The sequence below is a fragment of the Cobetia sp. LC6 genome (genome assembly GCF_030264805.1).
GTDB lineage: Bacteria > Pseudomonadota > Gammaproteobacteria > Pseudomonadales > Halomonadaceae > Cobetia.
Map to the genome: position 1 here is coordinate 247,891 of NZ_JASSPL010000001.1, position 22,348 is coordinate 270,238.

Sequence of the window (22,348 nt, forward strand, 5' to 3'; positions counted from 1 at the left end):
CGACGCTAGCCCTGTGGTGCCTGACTTACACATGTCTTGCCATGCTGGCGGTTCATGTTGGCCACAAACGAAGGCTGGCAAACTGCGTTCGAATATGGCTCCATGCGCCGAGCCTGCGGAATGCGTATCATGGCCCGCGACCCTGACCCAAGGAATCGACTTCGATGCTGCTGGATCGCCTACCCTTTCTGATCGGCCTGCGCTATACCCGCGCCAAGCGCCGTAACCATTTCATTTCCTTCATTTCCTTGACCTCGATGCTGGGGCTGTCGCTGGGTGTCGCCGTGCTGATTCTGGTGCTGTCGGTGATGAACGGCTTCGACCACGAGCTGCGCACCCGCGTGCTGGGCATGGTGCCGCATGTGCGCGTCGAGGCGCGTGAAAGCGTCACCGACTGGGAGACGCTGGCCGGCAAGCTGCGCGAGAAGCCGCATGTCGTCGGTGCGGCACCCTATATCGAGCAGCAGGGCATGTTCACCACCAACGGCCGCAACAAGGGCGCGTTGGTCACCGGTATCGATCCGTCCGCGGAGGACCAGGTCTCTATCATCAGCGAGCACATGGTGCAGGGCAGCCTGGCGGATCTCACGCCCGGCAGCTGGGGCATCGTGATGGGCGAGCTGCTGGCGCGCAATCTGGGCGTCGGCGTGGGGGACCGCGTCACGCTCTTGGTGCCCGAGGCCTCCATCACGCCGGGAGGCATCTTCCCGCGTCTCAAGCGCTTCACGGTGACCGGTATCTTCAAGGTCGGTGCGGACGTCGATGCCAGCCTTGCCTACACCGATATCTCGGACATGGCCAAGCTGGCACGCTTCAATGAGGGTGACGTCCAGGGGGTGCGCCTGAAGCTCGATGACCTGTTCAGCGCCGATCAGGTCACGCGTGACATCGTCAGCCAGCTGGGGCCGCAGTATCGCGGCATGGACTGGAAGCGTACCCACGGCAACCTGTTCGCCGCCATCCAGATGGAGAAGAACATGATCGGCCTGCTGCTGATGGTGATCGTCGCCGTCGCGGCCTTCAACATCGTCTCGACACTGGTGATGATGGTGACGGACAAGCACGCCGACATCGCCATCCTGCGTACCCTCGGGGCCAGGCCCGGTTCCATCATGGGCATCTTCATCGTGCAGGGGCTGACCATCGGCGTGTTGGGCATCATCATCGGCGCCATCGCCGGGGTGGCGCTGGCGCTGAGCGTCTCCGACATCATCGCCTGGGTGCAGTCGACCTTCGGTATCCAGTTCCTGGACCCCAACGTCTACTTCATCAGCTATCTGCCATCGCGCCTCGAGATGAGCGACATGGGCATCATCATCGGCTCCGCGCTGGTGCTGAGCTTCCTGTCGACGCTGTATCCGGCCTGGCGCGCCTCGCGCATCCAGCCGGCGGAGGTGCTGCGCTATGAGTAATCCGTCGACACCGTCTGATGCATCCATCCGTTCCGCTGCTGGAGACACCGCCATGCCGACGCCGGCTTCTGACACTCACGCGCCGGGTCAGGCCCACGGCAAGCCGATGCTGATCTGTGAGCGCCTGAGCCGCAGTTACGATGAGGGCCCGCGAGAGGTGCAGGTCCTCGACGAGCTGGAGCTGCGCGTGCATGCCGGTGAGCGAGTCGCCGTGGTCGGCAGCTCCGGCTCCGGCAAGACCACGCTGCTCAATCTGCTCGGTGGACTGGACCATCCCACCCAGGGTATCGTGAAGGTGGCCGGCCAGCGCCTGTCCGAACTCAGCGAGTCGGCGCTGGGCAGCTTCCGCAATCAGCACATCGGCTTCGTGTATCAGTTCCACCATCTGCTGGCGGAATTCAGTGCCGAAGAGAACGTGGCGATGCCGTTGATCATCCGTGGCCACAAGCGTTCCGACGCTGCCGTCAAGGCGCGCAAGCTGCTGGAGCGGGTCGGCATGGCGCCGCGCGCCGATCACAAGCCGGGCGAGCTGTCCGGGGGGGAGCGCCAGCGCGTCGCCATCGCGCGTGCGCTGGTGACGGATCCGAGTCTGGTGCTGATGGATGAGCCGACCGGCAACCTGGATCAGACCACGGCGGCGCGCATTCTCGAGCTGATGGATGACATCGCGCGTGAAGCGCAGGCGGCCTTCATCATCGTGACCCACGACAACGGTCTGGCCGCGCACCAGCACCGTGTGCTGCGCCTGGACGGCGGCAAGCTGCACGAGGGCTGAATCGAGCCGCTGCCTGATTCACGCTAGCCAGAAAGCCAAACGCCCCGCCATCTCTCGATGGCGGGGCGTTTTTCATGCGTGTCTGTCGGCAGCGTTCAGAGCTTATCCGTGTCCTGCGCAGCGTTCTGGCGTGACGACTGCTCCTTGTTGCAACGCCTGGCGGCCAGGCGCGCCTTGCGGCGGCTGCGCCAGTTGCGGACTACCTGATAGCGCCACAAGAGGCGGACCAGCATGTTGGCCAGCAGTGCGAGGACGACGGCGCTGACCAGCGAGCCCAGCGCCAGGGCGGGCAGGATGTCTTCCAGCTGGTTGGCGAACCAGGCCGCGGAGACCTGCTCCGGCATCACGCGTGCGGGCGTGTCGAGCATCCAGGCGCCCACGCGGTAGGTGGCGTAGTAGACCACCGGCATGGTCAGCGGGTTGGTCACCCATACCAGCCCCACCGACAGCGCGAGATTGCAGCGCAGTGCCCAGGCGCCGAAGGCGGCCACCACCATCTGGAAGGGAATCGGCAGCAGCGCACAGAACAGCCCCACCATGCAGGCATTGGCCACGGTGCGTCGCGACAACGCCCACAGTGCGGGATCGGCGATCAGGTGATGCATGAAGCGCAGCGACTTCTTGCGCTTGAGCGCATCCGGTTCCGGCAGGAGCCGCTTGAGTAGACGACGAGGCATGACTTGGCCATTTGGCATTCAACGCCGGCCATTATCCATACATGGCTGCAGGACTGCCATGCTGACTGCGCAGTTATCCGGTTCGTGATCTGCAACCCTCGTGTCTCGATTCGACACTGAGCGCAGCAAAGCCCGCGCCATGCCTGACGGGCTGAGCCATGGGTGACCTTGCAAGAGGCCAGAAACATGTCAGGCGCCACCGTGAATAAATCGTCCCATCCCGCTCGATTGTGGCTGTCACCGGCCTCGCTGGCCCAGCAGCTGGCGGGACTGGTGGCGGGGATCTGGCTGTCATGTCAGGGTGAGTGGGGCGCGGATTGGCAATCACGCTCATCGGCAGGGTTCGGCGCGCAAGAGGGCGGGGCGCACGGCTGGGCCGCCTTCATGACGCTGAGCGACAACCTGCTGTTGCTCGCCTTGCTGCTCTGCTGGCTGATGGTAGCCGGGGCCTTGGCAGCCACGCTCACTCGTGCTTTTCCGCATCCAGCTCCCGGTGCCGAGTCACGCCGCTCTCGGCTCGGAGTCTTGAGACTGCGACTGTCGGCAGCGCTGGGGTTCGGACTGGTGATTGGCCTTCATCAGCAGCCGCTGGTGATGGCTGAGGCGCTTACACGGCAGGAGCTGTGGCTGGAAGGCCAGGTCGAACAGGTCAATCGCGCACTGCCGACGCCTGATGACTCGGTGCGCCTGGTGTTGCGTGTCTCGCGCTGTGGTCTCTTCCAGCCGACGGGGGAGCCCGCCGCTGATGCCGGGCGTCAGGCAGCCTGTCAGCGGCTGGTGGATCAGCGGGTCCAGCTTCGACGTTACTGGCCACGCAAGCTGCCCCGCAATGTCGCGACACGCGAGGCGCTGGCGACTCCCTGGCAGGCCGGTGAGCGTTGGCGCATGGTCGTGCGTCTGGTGCCGCCTCATGGTGCCAGCAACCCTGCCTTCGGGCGCTCAGCGAGCCCAGCGGAGTTTGACCGTGTCGCCTGGCTATGGCGTGAAGGTATCGTTGCGACGGGTTACGTGCGCCAACTGTCCCTTGCGCAGCGCCTGGCGCCGCCAGGCGGGCTGGCAGCACTGCGCCTTCATGCCGAGCAGGCTCTGTGGCAGCGCTGCGGCGAAGGCGGGGCGCTGGTCGACTGGCCGGACTCGCCCTGTCGATGGCTGGCGGCATTGACGCTGGGCAAGGTCTCGGCGCTGACCCATGACGACTGGGACACGCTGAACGCCACGGGACTGACGCATCTGGTGGTGGTGTCGGGGCTGCATGTCGGCCTGATGGCCAGCCTGGTGCTGGGGCTGAGTTTCGGCGTGCTGCGCCTCTGGCGCCCGGGCGGGTGGCGATTCAGCGTCGCGCCCTGGTGGCTTGCCTGTCTGGCGGCCTGGAGTTTCGCCTTGCTGGCAGGCCTGGCGCCTCCGGCCCTGCGTGCCGCCTTGATGGTGACGGTCGGGCTCTGGATGGCCAGTGGTCGCAGCGGCCTGGGTGTCTGGCAGGTCTGGATGCTGGCGCTGATTCTGGTGCTGGGTCTGGACCCGCTGGCGCTATGGCGCCCGGGCACCTGGTTGTCATTCATCGCCGTGGCGGTGTTGCTGCTGGCCTGGCAGGGCCGCTCGCGTCCGCTGGGATTGCGCGGCTGGTGTCTGGCCACGTTGCGCAGCCAGTGGCTGCTGACGCTGGTCATGGGGGCGGCCCTGTTGCTTTCACGCGGCCAGTTGTCCTGGCTTTCGCTGCCGATGAATCTGGTGATGGCGCCCCTGGTGACGCTATTGATCGTGCCGATTGGCATGCTGGGCTGGGGGCTTGCGGGGCTCGAGCAGCTGTTGCTGTTCACGGGACTTGTCCCGTCATGGCTCGCGGCGATGCTCGCCGACGGTGTATTCAGCAGTCGTCTATGGCAGCTGCTGGCGCAGGGCATGGCGCAGACGATGGAGGTATTGTCCTCGCTGGCATCGACGCAAGGGCGCTGGCCACAGGTGCCTATGGCGGCGGGCCAGACAGACACTACTCCCTCGGCCTTGATTCAGACGCTCGCGGTCATGGCCCTGCTGGGTGCCTGGCTGGCGGAGGGTGTGCCGGGCCTGGATGGCCGTCTGAAACGCCTGTGTGGCAGCGTGGCGCTCTGCTGGGGGCTGACGCTGGCGGCGCTGGCCTCGCCGTGGTCACCGCCTGCGTTGGCCACCGTCACGCGCGCGACAGAAGCCGCTTCGGTCTCGCCCCGGGCGCCCGCGCTCAGTCTGACGGTACACGATGTCGGGCAGGGGCTGGCACTGTCGCTGCGCAGTCATCTGGCGCCGAGCGCAAGCGAGTCGACAGGTGGGTCACGGCAGATGCCGAAGTACTGGCGTTATGACCTGGGGGCGGCGTCGCGCAATACCGGCGCCCGCTTGCCGGGGGCGCCATTCGTGGCGGGAGAACCCATCGGCGTGATCATGAGTCACGGGGATGGCGATCACGCCGGCGGTCTGCAGGCCTTGTCTGCCGAGGAGATCGCCGCCCTGTGGGTGCCGGCCGGGCAGCGGGCGCGACTGGAGCGTCAGGTAAGCTGGCTCGATGAGGTGGCGATGCGGGAGTGTGTCGCCGGGCGCAGCATCACCCTCGGTCAGCTGCAGGGCCGCCCCGTACGTCTCGAGATGCTGTGGCCGCCAGCAGGGTTGACGACTCGACGTGACAACGCGCACTCCTGCGTGGTCTTGATAGCACATGGCGCGCGCCCACTGGCGTTGCTGACCGGCGATATCGGCCAGCAGCAGGAGCGCGAGTTGCAGGAGACGCTGCGCCAGCGCCTGGCCGGGCGCGGCTTGCCGTTGCTGGTGGTCGCACATCACGGCAGCCGCACCAGCAGTGGTGATGCCTGGCTTGAAAGCCTGGCGGCACGTCACGCGATTGTCAGCGCCGGTCGCTACAATCCGCATGGCCACCCGCATCCGGACGTGGTGGAGCGTCTGGCGCGTCATGTCGAGTGCCTCTGGCATGTCGGGCTGGATGGCGCCTTGTACTGGGAGTGGTCGCCGCAGGGGGAGCGGCTGCAACCAGCGCGCAGGGCTGGCGGTATCGGAGTGAGGTGCCTTGGGGTAAAATCCGCTGAATGATCAGATGCATGGCGGTTTCAAACGGCCTGCGCGACAGGGATGGCGCGTGACATCTGACACGACAACAATGGTGCCCGAAGAGGCATCGAGACCAAGGGAGAGGTCACATGCTGGAAGCCTTGTACGCAGGGGGAGTCTTGATGCTCCCCATCCTCGGATGTTCCGTCGTGGCACTGGCCATCATCCTCGAGCGCCTGTGGACGCTGCGTCGTCGACGCATCGCGCCGAAGGGGCTGGGACAGCAAGTGTGTGAACTGATCAGCCAGGGGCAGGTCAATGTCTATTGGCTGGAGAGTCATTCGCCGCTGGGCAACGTGCTGGCGGCGGGGCTGCGCAATGCGCGCCTGGGCAATGAGCAGGTCCGCGCGCGCATGCAGGAGTCGGCCGTGGCCGTCATCCATGACATGGAGCGCTTCCTGAGTCCGCTGGGCACCATCGCCGCCATCACGCCGCTTTTGGGGCTCTTGGGCACGGTGGTCGGCATGATCGACGTCTTTGCCGTGATCGTCGATGCAGGTAGCGCCGAGCGAGCCCAGGAGCTGGCCGGCGGGATATCCCAGGCGCTGGTGACGACGGCGTCCGGTTTGACGGTGGCGATTCCGGCACTGATGTTCCATCGCTATTTCCAGCGCTGTGTCGAGGACATCACCGTCAACATGGAGGAGCAGGCAGGGCAGGTGGTGGAGTATATCTCGCACCACCAGGGCGAGCTCGGGCTGGCCGAGAGCCATGACGGCATCGACCGTCGCCCGGGCCAGCGCCCCGGCCAGGTGCCGGAGCCCCATGAGCGACTGCCGGAAGACCTGCCGGCCTACATGCGTCGTGACGCCGATGACCCCTATGGTGGCGATGATGGCAAGGGGGCAGGTGCCGGGAGGCCGTCATGAGGTTTCCGCGTCGCCAGCGTGAGTCAGTGGAGGTCAATCTCACCCCGCTGATCGACGTGGTGTTCCTGCTGCTGATCTTCTTCATGGTCTCGACCACCTTCGATAGCCGTCGAGCGCTGGACCTCATCCTGCCGCAGTCCAGTCAGGCCAGCACGGTAGAGCAGGCGCCCTTGATCCTGAGCATCGGGGCGGCAGGCGATTTTACGCTCGGCGAGGCAAGCCTCGGCGAGGATGAACTGGGAGCGCAACTTGCGCAGTACAAGGACCAGGCAGATCGCTTCGGGTTGATCCTCGAAGCCGATGGCCGCACGCCCCACGCCAAGGTGGTCACGGCGCTGGACGCCGCCGCTGAAGTGGGTATCACCCGTGTGCGCATCAGTACGCGTATCGGGACGGAATCATCATCACCGGATGCCCCATGAGGGCGCCGCCCAAGTCTATGGAGACCCCGTGAGTCGCGACTCCACCTGGATTCATTACCGCCGCTTGCTCGGCTATGTTCGCCCGTACTGGAAGATGTTTCTGGCCGCTATCGTCGGCTATATCATCTACGGTGCCTCGAGTACGGCGCTGGCCGAGATGATGAAGCGTCTGATCGACGGCATCCAGAATCCTGATGCCCAGTTCAGGTTGTTCCTGCCGCTGTTCGTGATCGGCATGTTCGCCGTGCGCGGTGTCGGCACCTTCCTGGGCACCTACTGCATGAGTGATGTGGCACGCAACGTGGTGCACACCCTGCGTACCACGGTGTTCAACCACATGCTGCACCTGCCGGGGCGCTATTTCGACGAGAACTCCACCGGCCATCTCATCACTCGCGTCACCTATCATGTCGAGCAGATCACCGGCGCGGCCACCAAGGCGCTGACCATCATCATGCGCGAAGGCTTCTTCGTGCTCGGCCTGCTGGGTTATCTGTTCTGGACCAACTGGAAGCTGACACTGGTGTTCATCGCGGTCACGCCGCTGATCGGCTGGGTGGTCAGCTATGCCAGCAAGCGCTTTCGCAAGCTCTCCAAGCGTATCCAAGGCTCGATGGGCGAGGTGACCCACGTGGCCTCCGAGGCGCTGTCCGGTCATCGTGTCGTGCGTACCCACGGTGCCGAGGATTACGAGAAGGCACGCTTCGCGGCGGTCAGTGATTACAACCGCGAGCAGAAGATGAAAGAAGCGCTGACCAAGGCCACCGCCACGCCGGTCATCCAGCTGTTGATCGCCGTGGCGCTTGCCACGCTGGTATGGCTGGCGATGGCGCCGGAACTGATGGCCGGCATGAGCGCCGGCGAGTTCGTCGGCTTCATCACCGCCGCTTCGATGATGGCCAAGCCGGTTCGCCAGTTGACCGAAGTCAACGGCGAGATCCAGAAGGGCATGGCGGCCTCGGAAGAACTGTTCGGTCTGCTGGATACGCCGGCAGAGCCGGACAACGGCACCCTGGTGCCCGAGGGGCGTCTCGAGGGCCGTGTACGCTTCGACAATGTCCACTTCCGCTATGCAGATCATCAGCCGGAGGTGCTCAAGGGCATCGATCTGGAGGTGAAGCCGGGACAGATGGTCGCCATCGTCGGGCGCTCGGGGTCGGGCAAGTCGACATTGATGAGCCTGTTGCCGCGCTTCTATGCGCCGACCACCGGCCGCCTCCTGATCGACGATGTCGCCATCGAGGACTACAAGCTGCGTCCGATGCGTCAGCAGATCGCGCTGGTCTCGCAGAACGTCACCCTGTTCAATGCCGACCTGACCGCCAACATCGCCTATGGCACCGATGAGGTCGACAAGGCGCGGGTGGAAGAGGCGGCGCGTGCGGCCTATGCCCACGAATTCATCGAGCGCATGAGTGAAGGCTACGACACCATCGTCGGCGACAATGGCGTGATGCTCTCCGGTGGTCAGCGTCAGCGTATCGCCATCGCACGTGCCATCTACAAGGACTCACCGATTCTGGTGCTGGATGAGGCCACCTCGGCGCTGGATACCGAATCCGAACGCTATATCCAGCGCGCGCTGGAAGAAGTGTGTCAGGGCCGGACGACCTTCGTGATCGCTCACCGTCTGTCCACCATCGAGAAGGCGGACCGCATCCTGGTGATGGATGATGGAGAGATCATCGAAGACGGCACCCACGAATCATTGATTGCTCAGGAAGGTGCTTATGCCGCGCTGCATCGCATCCAGTTCCGGGAGACGGCGGACGCATGAGTGAACGACTGGTAGACGCCTGGTATCGCGGCGCCGGCTGGCTGCACCTGTTGCGCCCGCTGGAACATGTCTACAGGAATGTGGTGGCGCGCAAGCGCAACGCCTATCTCACCGGCAAGCGTGAGGTCTGGAAGGCGCCGGTGCCGGTGATCGTGATCGGCAACATCACCGTCGGTGGCACCGGCAAGTCGCCGCTGGTCGCCTGGCTGGGGCGCTGGTTGAGCGAGCAGGGCTGGCGCCCGGGCATCATCTCGCGCGGCTACGGCGGGCATTCGCCGCGCTATCCCCTCTACGTGCAGGCCGATACCGACCCTCAGCATGCTGGCGATGAGCCGGTGATGCTGGCCCAGCAGACCGGCCTGCCGGTGGCGGTCGACCCGGATCGCCCGAGCGCGGCGCGGCGCCTGATTGCCGCGGGCTGCGACATCCTGCTCTCCGATGATGGCCTTCAGCACCATGCGCTGGGGCGCGATATCGAGCTGGTGGTCGTGGACGGTGAGCGTGCCTTCGGCAATCAGCGCTGCCTGCCCGCCGGGCCGCTGCGTGAGCCATTATCGCGTCTCGCCAGTGTCGATGCGGTGATCTCCAACGGGGTCATCGACTGCTCGCGTCTGCCGGTGGAATCGCATTGCATGAAGCTGACGCCGGTCCATTGGCGCCACCTGATCGACGACGTGCGCTATCCTGCCCACCAGCTGCCGTTCAGCGGTCAGGTGCATGCGTTGGCCGGTATCGGCAATCCGCAGCGCTTCTTCCGCACCCTGACCAATCTCGGTGTCGAGCATCTGCCGCGCCCGCTGGCGGACCACCATCGTTTCACGCCGACGGATCTGCGTTTTTCCGACAATCTGCCCGTGGTGATGACCGCCAAGGACGCCGTCAAGTGTCGCAGCTTCGCCAATGAGCGCTGCTGGGCGCTGGATGTCGAGGCGCGTCCGGACCAGGCGCTGGTGGACTGGCTCGCCAAACGCCTTGAGGCGCTCTGAGTGCTTGATCGCTGAATTTTCTTTCTTTTCTGCTGTTATTCCGGAGATGTCTCGATGGACAAGGAACTGCTCGCGCTACTGGTTTGCCCGCTGTGTCAGGCCAAGCTGACCTATGATGCGGCGAATGCCGAGCTCAAGTGCTTCTACGATGGCCTCGCCTATCCGGTACGCGACGGCATTCCCGTCATGCTGGAAGAAGAAGCGCGCCAGATGGATGCCGATGAGAAGCTCAAGGGGAGCCGCGGCTGATGAGTGACCTTCTGCAGCAGGGGCAGGCAGACGACAGCCGTTCAGAGGGCGAGTCCGGCTTTGTGGTCGTGATTCCGGCGCGCTTCAACTCCTCACGCCTGCCGGGCAAGCCCCTGGCGGACATTCATGGCCAGCCGATGATCGAGCACGTCTGGCGCAATGCCTGCGCCAGTCAGGCCAGCCGGGTCGTGATCGCCACCGATGACGAGCGCATCCGTGAGGCCTGTGAAGGCTTCGGGGCCGAGGTGGTGATGACGCGTGCCGATCATCCCAGCGGGACGGACCGCCTTGCCGAGGTGGTCACGCTGCTGGCGCTGGCCCCCGAGACCCTGGTGGTCAACGTCCAGGGCGATGAGCCGTTGCTGCCGGCGGCGCTGATCGATCAGGTGGCGGTACGTCTCGAGGAAGACGCGGGTGCCTCGATCGCCACGCTGGCGGAGTCGATCGCCAGCGTCGACAGCCTGTTCAATCCCAATGTGGTCAAGGTGGTGCGTGACCTGCGTGGGCGTGCCCTGTACTTCTCGCGTGCGCCTATCCCATGGGACCGCGAGCACTTCACCACGCCACCGGACATGCTGGCCACCGATTCCTGGCTGCGCCATATCGGCCTCTACGCCTATCGTGCCAGCTTCCTGACCGATTACGTCGACTGGCTGCCGGCCCCGCTGGAGCAGCTCGAACAGCTCGAGCAGCTGCGTGCGCTGCATCATGGCCATGCCATCCAGGTGGCCATTGCCTGCACGGCGCATCCGGCCGGTGTCGATACGCCGGAGGATCTCGAGCGCGTGCGTGACTGGCTGGCGCAAGCAGCGGCAGACAGCGAGAGCGGAGAGGCCTGATGAGCGAGCTTCTTGAGCAACTGGCCCAGCGTCAGGCGCCATTGGAGCGCATCCTGATGGTGTGCCTGGGCAATATCTGCCGCTCACCGAGTGCCGAAGGCGTGTTGCGTGCGGCGTTGACGCGCCATGGCCTGGATCAGGTCGTCACGGTGGACAGTTGCGGCACCAGTGACTGGCATGTCGGCGGTCAGCCTGACTCGCGGGCCATCGCGCATGCGGCCAAGCGCGGACACGACATCAGCACGCTGCGTGCTCGTCAGTTGTGCGAGCAGGACTTTCACGACTTCGATCTGATTCTGGTGATGGACGACGCCAATCTTGCCGATACCCGTGCCTTGGCTGCGCGCAGCAACAGTGGTGATCAGGCGCTGATCGGTCGCCTGCTGGATCTGCTACCGACCCCGCTGCCCGCGCTGGCAGCGGGCAGTCGTGAGGTGCCGGACCCCTACACCGGGGGCTCCGATGCCTTCGAGCGTGTGCTGGATCTGATCGATGTGGCCTGTGAGGCACTCATTGCGGCACTGCCTGCGGCGACCACGGCGCGGGCGCGCTCATGACTCAGGTATCCAGTGATCAGAACGCTGGCGACACCTCGCAACGTGAGGGTGTGGCGCTGGATGGCTGCAATACGCTGGGCTTCTCGGCGCGCGCCCGCGCCCTGAGCGAGCCACACACCGTCGAGGCGGCCAGGGCACAGGTGCTGGCCTCCCGGCAGGCTGGAGAGCGTCTGGTGGTGATCGGCGGCGGCAGCAATCTGGTATTGCTGCCGTGGCTGGATGCCCATGTCATGCGTCCGGCCTTTGACGGGGTCACCATCACGCCGGCAGAAGATGGCCTGACGGCCACGGTCTCCGTCGAGGCCGGCAAGCGCTGGCATGCCCTGGTGATGGAGCTGGCCGCCGCCGGCTGGTGGGGCTATGAAAATCTGGCGCTGATTCCCGGTTGCTGCGGTGCGGCGCCTATCCAGAATATCGGCGCCTATGGCGTCGAGCTGGCAGACCACTTGCTGCGCCTGGAAGTCATGTCGCTGGAAGATGGCAGTTGCCGCTGGATGAATCGTGAGGAATGCGAGTTCGGTTATCGCGACAGCATCTTCAAGCGCGCGCTTGAGCATCGCGTGCTGATCACGCGTCTGGAGTTGAAGGTATCGCGCCAGGCGGCGCCCCGGCTCGGTTATGGCGACCTCGCCCAGCGCGTCAGTGCGGCGCTGCCACAAGGGGAGGAGGTGACGCCGTTGCAGGTCGCCCGGGCGGTGATTGCCACGCGCAGTGAGAAGTTGCCCGACCCCGCGCAACTGGGCAATGCCGGCAGTTTCTTCAAGAATCCGCAGCTTCCCCAGTCTGAGGCCCAGGTGTTGTTGTCTCGCTTCCCGAGCTTGCCGCATTACCCGCAGGCCGATGGCAGCATCAAGCTGGCAGCAGGCTGGCTGATCGATCAATGTGGTCTCAAGGGCGCGCGCAGAGGCCATGTCGGCGTGCATGCTCAGCAGGCGCTGGTGCTGGTGCACTTCGGCGAGGGGGCCGTCACGGAGCTGCTGGCACTGGCGCAGGAGGTGCGCGAGGCCGTCCACACCCGCTTCGGTGTCTGGCTCGAGCAGGAGCCGCGCGAGCTGGGGATGATGCCTGAAGGGTGATGCCCGAGGACTGAGGCCCAGCATCGTGTACACTGCGCTATACGCCGAAAACAAGAACGCCCCGCAGGCAAGCCTGCGGGGCGTTCTTGTTTTCAGTACTAGACCCTGTCTTGCTGCCTTTCTGGCGCCCCCTTCAGCGCTTGTGGCTGAAAGGGGCAGCAGAGTGACGGCAGGGGCAGGGCGCCAGCCTCAGGTCTCAGTGTGACGTGTTGCTGTCATCCTGAGCGGTCGTGTCCTGAGTCTCTGCGCTGGCCTGTTGTGCAGCAGCACGCTCGGCAGCTTCACGCTCACGACGACGCACTTCGCGCGGATCGTTGTAGGCGCGTTCGCCACGGCGACGGCGGGTCTCGGTGGCTGGCTGCGTGCTGTCCTGCTGCACGCCTTCTGCCGCTGTCGTCTCACCTTGCTCGCTCGGTGCCTGCTTCTGCTCGCTGTCAGCGACTTCCACCGTGGAGGTGTCGTCGCTCACGGCTTGCGCCACGGCGACATTGTCGTGACGCTCAGCAGTCGCGAACGTTGCCTCGGCCGGGGCGTTCTCGACGCTGGCGCTGACGTTGACAGCGCTTTCGGCACCTTCAGCAGCATCAGTAGAGCCGTCAGCGTTTGCAGAGCCGTCAGCTGATAGAGAGCCCTCAGCGTTTGCAGAGCCTTCAGCTGATTGAGAGCCTTCAGTAGCATCAGCGACAGTATCTGCGGTGCGCTCAGTGCTGACGGCAGGCTCAATCTCAGGGCTGGCCACGTCAGCGTTTTGCGTCACCTTCGCCTCGCTGGTCTCAGTCTGCTGAGGAGCCTCTTCGCGCGCGGCCTCCTGTATAGGCTGTTCAGCGGCGGCTGCTTCCACGGCAGGTTCTTCCACCACAGGCTGCGCAGGCTGGCTGGCAGTGTCGGCTTCAGCGGCGACCGCTTCCTCTGCTTCAGCAACAGGTGCCTGAGCTGCGGTCTGCTCGGCAGCTTGTGCTTCGGCGGCCGGTGCCTGAACGCTTTGTTCGGCGACGGCTGGTGCTTCAGGCATAGCGGCTTCGCTGGTCACGCTTTCCTTCAGCGACTGCTCATCGGCTGCGGCTTCTGGTGCGACTTCTGCAGCGGTGACGGCCGGCGTGTCGACGGCGTCGTCAGCTGCGCTGGCCTGCGGCTGGTGCACGCTTGGCTGCTGGACGGCGTGTTGCTCAGTGCGCTGGGCGGCGTGCTGCTCAGTCTTCTGCGCCTGGTGAGCGCCAGTGGCAGGCGCTTCGGACGCCTCTTCGACAGGTGCTTCGATCGGCGCTTCGGCGACCGGCTCGACCACTTCCGCTGGCTCAGGCTCAGACGCTTGCGCGTCGGATGCCGCTGACTCAGGGGCTACCGTCTCTTTCAGCGTCTCGTTGCTCGGCTCGCTGACTTCCGCTGCGGCGACTGCCGTGAGGTCTTCGCTGGCAGACTGCTCGGCGGTGGTCGGTGCGTCCTGTGTCGCGGTGCTGTCTTTACCCTGCGGAGCACTGGTGTCAGCCTGCGGAGCGCTTTCCTTGCCTTGCGGTGCATTGGCTTCGCCCTGCGGAGCAGCGGTAGTGGCGTTGACGACTTCGGCACCTTCCTCGGCAATGGCCGGTACCGTAGCGGCTACCGGAGTGGCGGCTGCCTGCGGGCCTGCCAGCGTCATGGACTTGAGCGATTTCTGCTCTTCGACCGCCTGCGGGTTCAGAGCGTGCTGGCGGCTGCGCACACGCGGGTTGTTGCGTGTCTGCTGGCCTTCACTGCTGACCTGCTGTTCCTCTTGCTCGGCCTGTTCGGCTGCCTTGATGGACTCGCGTGCCTGCTTGCTGTCGACCTGTTCGGCCTTGTCGGTCTTGGCCGGCTTTTCACCACGTGCCGGCTTGTCGCTGCGCTTGCCGGAATCGCGCTTGCTGGCGTTGTCGGCCTTGGCGTTCTGGCTGTCGCTGCTCCTGGCTTCGGCTTTCGGGCTGTTGTCAGCCTGCGACGTCTGTTCCGGCTCGGCCTGCGGCTTGCTGTCGTTGGTGACGATTTCCTGCTGGCTATCCTGACGCGACTCGTTGGACTTGCGGCGGTTGTTACGGTCGTTGCGCTGGCGGCGCTTGTTGTTGCGGCCATCGCTCTGGCTGCTGCTGTCAGCGTCGTTGTTGCGTGACGCGTTGTTATTGCGACGACGGGAGTCCTTGCGGTTGTCATCACGCTCGTTGCCACGGCCGTCATTGCTGCGGTCGTTGTTACGATCATTTTTGCGATCATCGCTACGTTCAGCGTTACGGCCATTGCGGGAATCGTTGCGAGCCGCTGCCGGAGCGCTGGCTTCACTGACGGTCTCGCGACGCTCGCGGGCCTTTTCCAGTGCCTTGCGGGCTTCGCTGGACTTGGCCGGCACGGCGGTGTCGCTGTCATTGCCCAGCAGGCGGCTGAAGCCTCGGGCCAGGCGCGACAGCAGGCCGCCACCGGTGGCCGGAGCGGCAGTCCTGGCGGGAGTCTGGGCTGAAGATTGCGCCACGACTTCCTGCTTGCTGGCCTGAGCGCGGGTGTCATTGCCCTGGCTCGAACGGTTGCCCTGACGGTTGTCATTGCGCGAGCTCTGACGGCTGTCGTTGCGGCCTTCGCTGCGAGTGTCGTTACGAGACTCCTGGCGGTTGCTGCCGTTGCTGCTGCCGTTGCCGTTGCGACGACGATTGCCGTTGTTCTTGCCGTTGCCGTTGCGGCTATCGCTGTCATTGCTGCTGTCAGCAGTCTCGGCCACTGCGGCAGGCGCTTCCGGTGCGGCAACCGGGGCAGGCGTTGTGTGGGACACGCTCTTGACGGCGGCTTCAGTGCGTGCTGGCGGCTTGTCGAAGTTCGGATCCGGTTCCTTGCCGACTTCGGTCTCGACGGACAGCTCGAAGCTGGACTTGTCGGCACCGTCTTCATCGACGTGGTCATCACGCAGACGCACGACTTCGTAGTGCGGCGTGTCGAGCTCCGGGTTCGGCAGCAGCACGACATTCACGCCCTGACGACGTTCGATGTCGAACAGCGTGGCGCGCTTCTCGTTGAGCAGGTAGGTCGCGACCGGCACCGGCAGGATGGCGCGGATCTGCGAGCTGCGCTCCTTCATGGCCTCTTCTTCGATCAGGCGCATGATGGAGAGCGCCATGGAGCGCACGTCACGGATGGTGCCCTGGCCGTCACAGCGCGGGCAGACCACGCCGCTGGTCTCGCCCAGTGACGGACGCAGACGCTGGCGCGACATTTCCATCAGGCCGAAACGTGAGATGCGACCGATCTGGACACGAGCGCGGTCGATCTTGAGTGCGTCGCGCACACGATTCTCGACTTCACGCTGGTTTCGTGCCGGCGTCATGTCGATGAAATCGATCACCACCAGGCCGCCGATATCGCGCAGACGCAGCTGGCGGGCGATCTCGTCGGAGGCCTCCAGGTTGGTCTGCAGCGCGGTTTCCTCGATATCACTGCCGCGGGTGGCGCGAGCGGAGTTGATGTCGATGGAAACGAGGGCTTCGGTGTGGTCGATGACGATGGCGCCACCGGAGGGCAGCTTCACTTCACGCTGGTAGGCGGTCTCGATCTGGGATTCGATCTGGAAGCGCGAGAACAGCGGCACGTCGTCTTCGTAGAGCTTGATCTTCTGCTGATAGCTCGGCATGACCTGACGCACGAAAGACAGCGCTTCCTCCTGGACTTCCGGAGAGTCGATCAGCACCTCACCGATGTCATTGCGCAGGTAATCGCGCATGGCACGGATGATGACGTTGGATTCACGGTAGATCAGGAAGGGGGCAGGGCGACTGGAGGCGGCCTTGGTCACCGCGTCCCACACCTGGGCCAGGTAGTCGAGGTCCCACTGCAGTTCTTCGGCGCTCTTGCCGATGCCGGCGGTGCGCACGATGACGCCCATCTTGTCCGGCAGGGTCAGGCTGTTCATCGCTTCCTTCAGCTGAGCGCGCTCTTCGCCCTCGATGCGGCGGGAGATACCACCGGCACGCGGGTTGTTGGGCATCAGCACGAGGAAGCGGCCGGCCAGACTGATGAAGGTGGTCAGGGCGGCGCCCTTGTTGCCACGTTCTTCCTTGTCGACCTGGACGATGACTTCCTGGCCTTCCTTGAGCACTTCACGAATGTTGGGGCGGCCCTGGCCGGGGTCCTTGGAGAAGTACTCGCGGGAGATTTCCTTGAGCGGCAGGAAACCGTGGCGTTCGGCGCCGAAGTCGACGAAGCAGGCTTCGAGGCTGGGCTCGATGCGGGTGATCTTGCCGCGGTAGATATTGGCTTTCTTCTGTTCGCGGGCGCCGGACTCGATGTCGAGATCGTAAAGGCGTTGTCCGTCGACCAGTGCGACGCGCAGCTCTTCCGGCTGGGTCGCGTTGATGAGCATCCGTTTCATGTCGTCTCGCTAGACTGGGCGTGCCGAAGGGCAGCCGCATTGTGCGTCGGCGACGAGGAACCGTTTTCCGCTTCGTGTTGTGCTCAGCGCATGTCGTGGAATGCGTTTTTCGCATGCAGGCAAGTCCGTGACGGGCCACATGCGGCATGATCATGTTGAGTACTTGGAAGAGGCAGGACGTGTTGCGGGGATTTGTACTCCTCCGGCCCTGCGGTCTCTTCCCTAACACCTGGCATTTGCCGATTCATCGACGCCGGCCTTCGGCACGGATATCGAATGATTACCCGGGCTTCATGCCCGAGCGGTCTTGTGTCGTTGGCCCATGAATGACTGGGCATCTTGCTGTCTTGCCTGCGCAGGCGGCTTTCGGGCTCTCGCGACATCATCTCGTGGAGTCTGCAACGAAGGCTCGAAGGGCGATTGCGCTGCGGCGCGCGGCGTCATGCGTTCCGCGCCCGCTGATATCGTCATCAGGTCCTGTGAGACCTGAGCGACATCGATGTTTTGCGTCAGCTGTTGGTCCGGCCATTGGCCGCGAATGACTGTCCTTGGGGCTGCCTTCGCTGCCTGTGATTGACAGGTGCGATGCGCGGGACAGCACGCTACCGACAGGGTAGATGACAACAGGGTGCTTGCGTGACCTGCACGGTGCTGATGTCGGTGCGCGTTGCTTCATTGCGGGCCATCTGACCCTCTCCGCCGGCGTGAAGCACCTTGTTGAAGTGCCGGGTGCGCCGTTTTTCCGGCCGCTGTGACAGGGCTGCGGAGACGATGATCGGGCATATAGAGAAGGCCCATCTCACTGCGCTCGAATATACCAGTAAAGGTATGTACCAGCAATTCAGCTGCCAGATCAAACGCTTCGCTACATCGCCCGAGATACGAGGCCCGGCGAGCCGCGGATGAGAGCGGTATGTGGCACGATGATTCCCCATTGGTCGCATGACACCGTAGAATGGCCGGTCTGAGTGCGCCCAGGCGCACGGCAACAAGATGAGCAGGCCGCGCGAAGGCGGGGCCGGAAAGGAGTGCGACATGGCCGAAGGCCAATCAGTCCAGTGGATCGAGGTTGCCCCGGAATTGGCCGGGCAGCGCATCGACAACTTTCTGCGAACCCGCCTCAAGGGCGCACCCAAGGCGTTGATCTATCGCATCGTGCGCAAGGGTGAAGTGCGCGTGAACAAGAAGCGCATCAAGGTCGATTACCGCCTGCAGGCGGGAGACCTGGTGCGGGTACCACCGCTGCGCCTCTCGCCGGAAGCCGCCGTGCAGGAAGTCAGTGACAACCTGCGCGAGGTGCTGGCGGGCTGCATCGTGCACGAGACGGATGACTTCATGGTCATCAACAAGCCCTCGGGGCTTGCCGTGCACGGCGGCAGTGGCGTCAAGATCGGCCTTATCGAGGCCATGCGCCAGATTCGCGCCGACCTGCCGTTCCTGGAGCTGGTGCACCGCCTGGACCGTGATACCTCCGGCTGCATTCTGCTGGCCAAGTCGCGGGCTGCGCTGTTGCAGCTCAATGCCGACCTCAAGGCCCACAAGATGACCAAGCTGTATCTGGCGCTGGTCGAGGGGCGCTGGGATTCACGTCGCGATTACGTCAATGCGCCGCTGGAGCGCTATGACGGCGGCAATGGTGAGCGTCGGGTGCGCGTCGATGAGTCCGGCAAGACGGCCAGCACCCGTTACGCGGTGCGTGAAGCCTATCCGAGCATGACGCTGGTCGAGGCCGAGCCGATCACCGGGCGTACCCACCAGATCCGCGTGCACTCGGTGCATGCCGGGCATCCGCTGCTCGGTGATACCAAGTACGGCACCGAGCGCGGCAATGCCCTGGCGAAGAAGGTCGGGCTGGAACGTCTGTTCCTGCATGCCGCCCAGCTCAGCTTTCCTGACCCGATCGACGGGCGAACCGTCACCGTGCGCGCACCACTGGACAAGCGGATGAAGCGCGTTCTTGCCACTGCCAGAGAGCTGGGAGCTCGTCATGACTGATCTCACGGCAGGACTGCTGCAACCGCGCTATCGCCTGGTCATCTTCGATTGGGATGGCACCCTGATGGATTCCGAGGCGCGTATCGTCGACTGCCTGCAGGCGGCCTCATTGGCGACGGGCATGGGTGAGCTGTCTGCCCATGCCGCGCGCGACATCATCGGTCTCGGGCTTCCCGAAGCCATGGAACGCCTGTTCCCGGGAGCGACGGCCGAGCAGTGCGAGGCGCTGGTGGCGGCTTACAAGGCGCATTTCGTGGCGGTCGATACCACGCCGCTGGATTTCTTCCCCGGTGTCGAGGCCGGCATCCAGCGTCTGCGTCGCCATCCCGAGCAGCTACTGGCCGTCGCGACGGGCAAGAGCCGCCGCGGGCTGGACCGCATGTTCACGGCCCATGACTGTGGTGACTGGTTCCATGCCTCGCGCACCGCGGACCTGACGCTGTCCAAGCCGCATCCCCGCATGCTCGAGGAATTGCTGGCCGAGCTGAACGTTGAGGCGCATGAGGCGCTGATGGTCGGCGATACCGAATATGATCTGGAAATGGCGCGTGCCCTTGGCATGCACAGTGTCGGTGTCGACTACGGCGTACACAGTGTGCCGCGTCTTGAGGCCTGTGCGCCGCAGCGCATCGTCTCGCATTTCGACGAATTGATGGATTGGCTGTACGTGGCCAGGTAATGGTCGCGATCGCCCAGCACAGGAGCAGCAATCGATGAGTGACAGGCCGCATGATCCCTGGCGTGAAGGCGCGGGTGGCAAGGACGAGAGCGAAGCGGGCTTGAGCGGGCAGGGCATGAGTGGACAGAGCGCGGCTGCCGCCCCCGAGCGAGAGGTGGACTGGCAGGCGCGCGAGCGCACCGCGCAGCTCGAGATGATGGACCGCTGGGTGCAGGGCGTAGTCACCGAGCAGCGTCGTTCGCGGCGCTGGAAGCTGTTCTTCCGCTTCCTGTTCGCCTTGCTGTTCATCGCCTCGATCGCGACCTCGGTGACTCTGTTCACGCTCGGCAGCCAGCCAGCGGCGCTGCCCGGCGAGCAGCATCTGGGCGTGGTGCGCGTGAAGGGCGTGATCGAAGCGGATGGCGAAGCCAATGCCGAGCGCATCATCAAGGGGCTGCGTGCGGCCTGGGAGTCACCGGCCTCCGTGGCCGTGGTGCTCGACATCAACTCGCCCGGTGGCAGTCCGGTGCAGTCCCAGCGCGTCTATGACGAGCTGATGCGGTTGCGTGAGCGGGGCGACAAGCCGGTGATCGCGGTGATTGAAGACCTCGGCGCCAGTGGTGCCTATTACATGGCGGCCGGCGCCGGCGAGATCATCGCGGCACCCTCGAGCCTGGTGGGCTCGATCGGCGTGATTTCCTCAAGCTTCGGGCTCAAGGGGCCGATGGAGAAGCTGGATATCGAGCGTCGCGTGTTCACGGCGGGAGACAACAAGGCGTTTCTTGATCCGTTCTCGGAAATCTCGCCGGACCAGCGTGCCTTCTGGCAGAGCGTGCTGGCCACGACGCATCAGCAGTTCATCGCAGCGGTCAAGGCCGGGCGTGGTGAGCGCCTCAAGGATGACCCCGAACTGTTCTCGGGGCTGATCTGGACCGGCGAGCAGGCCCGGGGGCTGGGGCTGGTCGATCGTACCGGTACGCTGGAAGAGCTGGCGACTGAGCTGACGCCAGAGGCGGAATTGCACGATTACACGCCGCGTCAGGACCCCTTCGAGCGCTTCACGCGGCGCTTCGCCGGTGTGATGGCCAGTGCGATGGGGCTCGAGACGACGGTATCGCCGGTCAGTTACCGCCTGCCCTGGTAGGCGAGCCAGGGCCGCAGCCCTCGTCGGTCGGGGCTGCGGTGTCTCTCAGGGGCGCGGCGCATCCAGCAGAGGGTTGACGCCGGCTTCACGCAGCAGTTCGCACAGGCGAATCAGCGGCAGTCCGATCAGGCTGTTGGGGTCACGCCCCTCGAGACGCTCGAAGAGCGTGATGCCCAGGCCTTCCATGCGGAAGCTGCCGGCGCTGTCGAGGGGACGTTCGCGCTCGACGTAGCGCTCGATCTCGGCGCTGGTCAGGGAGCGGAAGACGACTTCGTAGTCTTCATGACAGACCCAGTGACGCGCGGAGTGCGTGTCGATCAGCGCCAGGCCGGTCACGAAGCGCACGCGACGTCCGGAAAAGCGCGCCAGCTGGGCGCGTGCGGCTGACAGGCCCGCCGGCTTGCCCAGTATCTCGCCTTCGAAGACGGCGACCTGGTCGCTGCCGATGATCAGGTGATGGGAGTAGGCATCCGCCACGGCGTCGGCCTTGCCGAGTGCCAGGCGATGGACCAGTGTCTCGGCACTTTCTCCGTGGCGCGGCGTCTCATCGATGCTGGGGGCTGTCCAGGTGAAGGGCAGCCCGAGGCGTTCAAGCAGTTCACGACGCCAGCGTGAGCTGGACGCCAGGACCAGTGGAGTCATCATGGCTCTCCCGTCGGGGCGCGTTGCGAGCATTGGCTGGGCGGCGCGCGGCAAGTATTTGAAAAACAAGGGTGGCAGGATGCCGTAAATCCTCTCGGCATTGAAGCGTCAGGCGCGTACAATCGCGCGCTGGACGTGTAGCCCAGTGTCAGTTGCCGCATATCGACGTGAAAGCGTGATGGTGAGGGGGCTGGCAAAAGCAACAAGTTGCTCATGCATTTTGACACCGGGAGGGGGAATCCCTATTATGGCGCGCCTATGTTGACCACAAGACTGCCGACCAAGGTCGAGCCCTACCGGCTGGCGTCAGCGGGTAAACGCCTTGAAGGCGTGATTCCACTGGCGAACATGCCCCGTGTTGTTGAGGCCATCGGTGCTCAGGAAGGAGATGTCAGCGTCTCCATGACCTTTGATATCGACACTCAACGTCGCAGCTTCATCGAAGGCTCCATCGCCTTCGAGGCAAGTCTGCTATGCCAACGTTGTCTGGGACCCACCGAGCCGGAGCCGCTTTCCAGCGAGTTTCTGCTGGGTCTGGTGACCAGTGATGCGCTGGCGGCGCAGCTGCCCGGTGAGTACGAGCCGGTAGTGGTGGAAAACGAACAGCTGGATCTCCTGACAGTGATCGAGGATGAAGTGCTCCTGGTCCTGCCGCAGGTGGTCTACCACGAGGAGGCCGATTGTGCCGTCTCTCGCGACCAGCTGGCCAGCGGTGTGGAACCCGAGGCCTCGGACGCACCCGCTGTGAATCCATTCAGTGTGCTTCGCACCCTGAAGGACAAGCACTGAACTCAATTTGTCGACAAGATTGGAGTAA

General features: G+C 64.6%; 17 protein-coding genes and 1 pseudogene. 15 read left to right on the plus strand and 3 right to left on the minus strand.

Annotated features, from left to right (window positions below):
• The first annotated feature begins 167 nt into the window (after nt 1–167).
• The gene (locus tag QQF40_RS01110; RefSeq protein ID WP_285460409.1) at nt 168–1,412 is read left to right on the plus strand and encodes a lipoprotein-releasing ABC transporter permease subunit; all 1,245 of its coding nucleotides are present in this window, start codon (nt 168–170) and stop codon (nt 1,410–1,412) included.
• Nucleotides 1,413–1,464: 52 nt separating this feature from the next.
• Nucleotides 1,465–2,187: an ABC transporter ATP-binding protein gene (locus tag QQF40_RS01115; RefSeq protein ID WP_217485770.1), complete on the plus strand. Its 723-nt coding sequence runs from the start codon at nt 1,465–1,467 to the stop codon at nt 2,185–2,187.
• Between the two features lie 95 nt (nt 2,188–2,282).
• On the opposite strand, the gene QQF40_RS01120 is transcribed toward QQF40_RS01115, so the two are convergent.
• A complete protein-coding gene (locus tag QQF40_RS01120) occupies nt 2,283–2,864 on the minus strand; it encodes a DUF2062 domain-containing protein (RefSeq protein WP_175088214.1) in 582 nt (193 codons plus the stop codon).
• Between the two features lie 201 nt (nt 2,865–3,065).
• On the opposite strand from QQF40_RS01120, the gene QQF40_RS01125 reads away from it, so the two are divergent.
• The 9 genes from QQF40_RS01125 to murB all read left to right on the plus strand — a co-directional run bounded on the left by QQF40_RS01125 (nt 3,066) and on the right by murB (nt 12,732).
• Complete coding sequence (locus QQF40_RS01125) at nt 3,066–5,939, plus strand: ComEC/Rec2 family competence protein (protein WP_285460169.1); 2,874 nt, start codon at nt 3,066–3,068, stop codon at nt 5,937–5,939.
• 107 nt (nt 5,940–6,046) lie between these two features.
• Nucleotides 6,047–6,826: a MotA/TolQ/ExbB proton channel family protein gene (locus QQF40_RS01130; protein WP_082388116.1), complete on the plus strand. Its 780-nt coding sequence runs from the start codon at nt 6,047–6,049 to the stop codon at nt 6,824–6,826.
• Nucleotides 6,823–7,248, plus strand: coding sequence for an ExbD/TolR family protein (locus tag QQF40_RS01135; RefSeq protein WP_175088212.1), 426 nt, complete (start codon nt 6,823–6,825; stop codon nt 7,246–7,248). Before QQF40_RS01130 ends, QQF40_RS01135 begins: the two co-directional genes overlap by 4 nt.
• A gap of 28 nt (nt 7,249–7,276) precedes the next feature.
• Complete coding sequence (gene msbA, locus QQF40_RS01140; RefSeq protein WP_282627807.1) at nt 7,277–9,025, plus strand: lipid A export permease/ATP-binding protein MsbA; 1,749 nt, start codon at nt 7,277–7,279, stop codon at nt 9,023–9,025.
• A complete protein-coding gene (lpxK, locus tag QQF40_RS01145) occupies nt 9,022–10,011 on the plus strand; it encodes a tetraacyldisaccharide 4'-kinase (RefSeq protein ID WP_175088210.1) in 990 nt (329 codons plus the stop codon). The genes msbA and lpxK overlap by 4 nt, the downstream gene beginning before the upstream one ends.
• A 54-nt stretch (nt 10,012–10,065) precedes the next feature.
• Nucleotides 10,066–10,260, plus strand: a complete 195-nt coding sequence (locus QQF40_RS01150) for a Trm112 family protein (RefSeq protein WP_043331901.1) — start codon at nt 10,066–10,068, stop codon at nt 10,258–10,260.
• Nucleotides 10,260–11,099: a 3-deoxy-manno-octulosonate cytidylyltransferase gene (gene kdsB / locus QQF40_RS01155; RefSeq protein WP_285460170.1), complete on the plus strand. Its 840-nt coding sequence runs from the start codon at nt 10,260–10,262 to the stop codon at nt 11,097–11,099. The genes QQF40_RS01150 and kdsB overlap by 1 nt, the downstream gene beginning before the upstream one ends.
• Nucleotides 11,099–11,656 carry a low molecular weight protein-tyrosine-phosphatase gene (locus QQF40_RS01160; protein ID WP_285460171.1) on the plus strand — a complete coding sequence of 186 codons (558 nt, stop codon included), beginning with the start codon at nt 11,099–11,101 and terminating at the stop codon, nt 11,654–11,656. Before kdsB ends, QQF40_RS01160 begins: the two co-directional genes overlap by 1 nt.
• Complete coding sequence (gene murB, locus QQF40_RS01165) at nt 11,653–12,732, plus strand: UDP-N-acetylmuramate dehydrogenase (protein ID WP_285460172.1); 1,080 nt, start codon at nt 11,653–11,655, stop codon at nt 12,730–12,732. The genes QQF40_RS01160 and murB overlap by 4 nt, the downstream gene beginning before the upstream one ends.
• Nucleotides 12,733–15,451: 2,719 nt before the next feature.
• Here murB and rne read toward each other — a convergent pair.
• Nucleotides 15,452–17,092: pseudogene (gene rne / locus QQF40_RS17135) on the minus strand (ribonuclease E); the annotation flags it as partial.
• A gap of 1,035 nt (nt 17,093–18,127) precedes the next feature.
• On the opposite strand from rne, the gene rluC reads away from it, so the two are divergent.
• Genes rluC through QQF40_RS01185 form a run of 3 tightly spaced genes read left to right on the plus strand, consistent with a single transcriptional unit; the run spans nt 18,128 to nt 20,889 of the window.
• On the plus strand, nt 18,128–19,087 hold the full coding sequence (gene rluC, locus QQF40_RS01175; RefSeq protein ID WP_285460174.1) for a 23S rRNA pseudouridine(955/2504/2580) synthase RluC: 960 nt from the start codon (nt 18,128–18,130) through the stop codon (nt 19,085–19,087).
• Nucleotides 19,080–19,766 (plus strand): HAD-IA family hydrolase, encoded by a 687-nt coding sequence (locus QQF40_RS01180; RefSeq protein WP_285460175.1) that lies wholly within the window; start codon nt 19,080–19,082, stop codon nt 19,764–19,766. Before rluC ends, QQF40_RS01180 begins: the two co-directional genes overlap by 8 nt.
• Nucleotides 19,767–19,800: 34 nt before the next feature.
• Nucleotides 19,801–20,889 (plus strand): S49 family peptidase, encoded by a 1,089-nt coding sequence (locus tag QQF40_RS01185; protein WP_285460176.1) that lies wholly within the window; start codon nt 19,801–19,803, stop codon nt 20,887–20,889.
• Between the two features lie 45 nt (nt 20,890–20,934).
• Here QQF40_RS01185 and QQF40_RS01190 read toward each other — a convergent pair whose 3' ends face one another.
• Nucleotides 20,935–21,531: a Maf family protein gene (locus tag QQF40_RS01190; RefSeq protein ID WP_285460177.1), complete on the minus strand. Its 597-nt coding sequence runs from the start codon at nt 21,529–21,531 to the stop codon at nt 20,935–20,937.
• Between the two features lie 258 nt (nt 21,532–21,789).
• On the opposite strand from QQF40_RS01190, the gene QQF40_RS01195 reads away from it, so the two are divergent.
• Nucleotides 21,790–22,320, plus strand: a complete 531-nt coding sequence (locus QQF40_RS01195) for a YceD family protein (RefSeq protein WP_107335333.1) — start codon at nt 21,790–21,792, stop codon at nt 22,318–22,320.
• The last annotated feature ends 28 nt before the right edge of the window (nt 22,321–22,348 follow it).